The sequence below is a fragment of the Streptomyces sp. MBT65 genome (genome assembly GCF_016612545.1).
GTDB lineage: Bacteria > Actinomycetota > Actinomycetes > Streptomycetales > Streptomycetaceae > Streptomyces.
Map to the genome: position 1 here is coordinate 1 of NZ_JAENRY010000504.1, position 3,316 is coordinate 3,316.

General features: G+C 69.8%; 3 protein-coding genes. 2 read left to right on the forward strand and 1 reads right to left on the reverse strand.

Translation table 11 applies throughout. The annotated features are described in order from the left end of the window. Nucleotides 1-9 precede the first annotated feature (9 nt). On the reverse strand, nucleotides 10-462 hold the full coding sequence (locus JHN63_RS49235; RefSeq protein WP_200691653.1) for a MarR family winged helix-turn-helix transcriptional regulator: 453 nt from the start codon (nucleotides 460-462) through the stop codon (nucleotides 10-12). A 78-nt stretch (nucleotides 463-540) separates the two neighbouring features. Here JHN63_RS49235 and JHN63_RS49240 point away from each other — a divergent pair, with 78 nt between their 5' ends. Both JHN63_RS49240 and lpdA read left to right on the forward strand, forming a co-directional pair. After that, complete coding sequence (locus JHN63_RS49240; RefSeq protein ID WP_200691654.1) at nucleotides 541-1,587, forward strand: ABC transporter permease; 1,047 nt, start codon at nucleotides 541-543, stop codon at nucleotides 1,585-1,587. A 150-nt stretch (nucleotides 1,588-1,737) separates the two neighbouring features. Next, a complete protein-coding gene (gene lpdA, locus JHN63_RS49245) occupies nucleotides 1,738-3,186 on the forward strand; it encodes a dihydrolipoyl dehydrogenase (protein ID WP_200691655.1) in 1,449 nt (482 codons plus the stop codon). Nucleotides 3,187-3,316 lie beyond the last annotated feature (130 nt).

A 3,316-nucleotide genomic window follows, 5' to 3' on the forward strand; every position in this document is an offset into this window, starting at 1 on the left:
CCCGCCTTCTCACCCCACGTCCCCACCCTCCAACGCCGAGGGATTCAACGAAGCCAGCAACTTCAGCAGCAACGCATGCGTCTGCTCCTGCTCCGCCGGTGTCAGCGCCCGAAGCGCCTCGGCGTGGGCCGCGTCCACCGTCTCGGCGGCCTCCGCCGCGAGCCGTACACCCGCCTCCGTGGCGTGCAGGCGCTGGGTGCGCCGGTCGCCGGGCGTGGTGCGCCGCTCCAGCATTCCGCGCTCGACCAACCCGTTGACCGCCGTGCCCATCGACTGCGGGGTGATCGCCGCCCTGCGGGCCGCGGTCGCGCTGGACACCCCGGGGTCGAGGACGGCCTGCATCAGGGCCCGGTGCTGGGCGAGGGTCAGCCGGAGCGGGCGCAGGGCGCGCTCCATCCGGGCCGCCATGATCTGGCCGATCTGCCAGGCCACGTAGCCGGTGCGGCGGTCGGGATGGTTCACAGGGTGGACCTCTTTTGTAAGGCAGCTGATTGTGATGTACAAATATTATCAGTTGCCTTCTAATCTAGGACCGTTCCGATGTCCCAGCAAGTTGTTGCTCGACAGCCGCACAAGCACGCCCTGGACGTGGCCCACCCGCCTCCCGGCCCCGGAAACGCGCGTGCCGTCCTGCTCCCCGTGGCCGTCGTGCTGCTGATCGGTGCCGTGTTCGTCAGCGTCTACCTCGCCGCGTTCCACGCCCCGCGCCCCCATCAACTCCGCGTCGGCACAACGGAGATAGGCACCGCGCAGGCCCACCTGAGCCAGGACCTCGACCGCGTCGCCCCGGGCGGATTCACCGTCGAGACCTACGCCGACGAGTCCGCCGCGCGTGACGCCGTACAGGACCGGAAGATCTACGCGGCCTACCTCGGCGACGGAACGCTGCTCTACGGCAGCGCCAACGGAGCCGCCGTCACCGCGACCGTGACCACCGCCTTCGGCTCGGTGGCGCACGCCGAGCACCATGAACTCGCCGTCGAGGACGTCGCCCCGGCAGCAGCGGGGGACACCCGGGGCCTCTCCGTCTTCTACGCGGCCTTCGGCCTGGTCCTCGCGGGCTACCTCTTCGGCATGACCACCTACCAGCTCGCGCCCCGCCTCCAGTACCGCTGGCGGATGGCCAGCCTCGCTCTGTTCGGGATCGTCGGCGGGCTCCTGATCGCCACCATCGCCGGCAGCACCGGCTTCGGCGCGCTGCCCGGCTCCTTCCTGCCCCTCGTCGTCGTGATCTCCCTGATGGGCGCTGCGGTCGCGGCCACGACCATGGTCCTGCTACGGCTGTTCGGCTCGGCCGGTGTGACCCTCGCCTCGATCCTCATGCTGATCCTCGGCAACAGCAGCAGCGGCGGCATCATGCCGGCCGCCTATCTGCCGGGCTGGCTGCGCCCGCTCTCCGAGATCCTGCCGGTCGGCATCGGCGTCCGCGCGATGCAGGGCCTGTCCCGCTTCCAGAACGACGGCCTCTCCCGCGCCCTGGTGATCCTCCCGGTGTGGGTGCTCGGCTCCGCCCTCGTGCTCTACCTCAAGGACGTGTACCGGCGCGGGGCTCCGCCGGCGGGGGCCGGGGAGCCGCAGTCGTCGTAGCGCCGATGGAGTCGTGGCGCCGATGGAGCCGTGGCGCAGATGCCGCCGTAGCCCCGATCCCGCCGCGGGCCTGATGCGCCGATGCGCGTGATCGTCGACGGGCGCGGCATGCTGGAGGGCGTGGACTTCCCCGTGGGAAAGGATCTTCCGATGGACCAGCAGGGCCAGCAGGGTCAGCAGGACGCCCAGGGCGGGCCGGACGACCGGTTCGACGTCGTCGTACTCGGCGCGGGCCCCGGCGGCTACGTCGCCGCCGTCCGTGCCGCCCAACTCGGCAAGCGGGTCGCGGTGATCGAGGAGAAGTACTGGGGCGGTGTCTGTCTGAACGTGGGCTGCATCCCGACCAAGGCCCTGTTGCGCAACGCCGAGTTGGCGCACATCTTCACCCGCGAGGCGAAGACCTTCGGCATCAGGGTCGAGGGGGAGGTCTCCTTCGACTACGGCGAGGCGTTCCGCCGCAGCCGCCGGGTCGCGGACGGCCGGGTCAAGGGCGTCCACTACCTGATGAAGAAGAACAAGATCACGGAGATCGACGGCCGCGGCACCTTCCTCGACCCGCACACCCTCCAAGTCGCGGGCTACGACGGAGAGTCGCGCACCATCGGCTTCGAGCAGTGCATCATCGCGACCGGCGCCACCCCCAGGCTGCTGCCCGGCACCAAGCGCACCGCGCGCGTGGTGACGTACGAGGAGCAGATCCTCGCCGACGACCTGCCGCGCTCGATCGTCATCGCGGGCGCCGGCGCCATCGGCATCGAGTTCGCGTACGTGCTGCACAACTACGGCGTGAAGGTCACGATCGTCGAGTTCCTGGATCGGGTCGCGCCCCTGGAGGACATCGAGGTCTCCACCGAACTCGCCAAGCAGTACCGCAAGTTGGGCATCGACGTCCTCACCTCCACCCGGGTCGAGTCGATCGACGAGTCCGGCCCGCAGGTCCGCGTCACGGTCACCGGCAAGGACGGCACCCAGCAAGTCCTGGAAGCCGACAAGGTGTTGCAGGCGATCGGCTTCGCGCCGAACGTCACCGGCTACGGCCTGGAGAACACCGGCGTACGGCTGACCGAGCGCGGCGCGATCGACGTCGACGGCCGGTGCCGTACGTCCGTCCCGCATCTGTACGCCATCGGTGACGTCACCGCGAAGCTGATGCTCGCGCACGCCGCCGAGGCCATGGGCGTGATCGCCGCCGAGACCCTCGCGGACGCGGAGACGATGGAGCTGGACTACGCGATGATCCCGCGCGCCACCTACTGTCAGCCGCAGATCGCCAGCTTCGGCTACACCGAGGCGCAGGCACGGGAGTTGGGGCATGACGTCAAGGTCGCGAAGTTCCCGTTCACCGCGAACGGCAAGTCGCACGGCCTCGGCGACACCACCGGTTTCGTGAAGCTGATCAGCGACGCGAAGTACGGCGAACTCCTCGGCGGCCACCTCATCGGCCCCGACGTCACCGAACTCCTCCCCGAACTCACCCTGGCCCAGCAGTGGGACCTCACCGTCCACGAGGTCGCCCGCAATGTGCACGCCCACCCGACCCTGGGCGAGGCGGTGAAGGAAGCGGTGCACGGCCTTGCCGGACACATGATCAACATGTGAGCCACTCGCTCACCCGGGCCCCCTCCGGCGACTTTGCCCGTTCTTTACAACCCGCCTCCCTCCTGCCTCGTCTCTCCGCTCGATCCGCAACCCGCCCCGCCGCCCGACCACTTGATGGACCCGGCGGCGG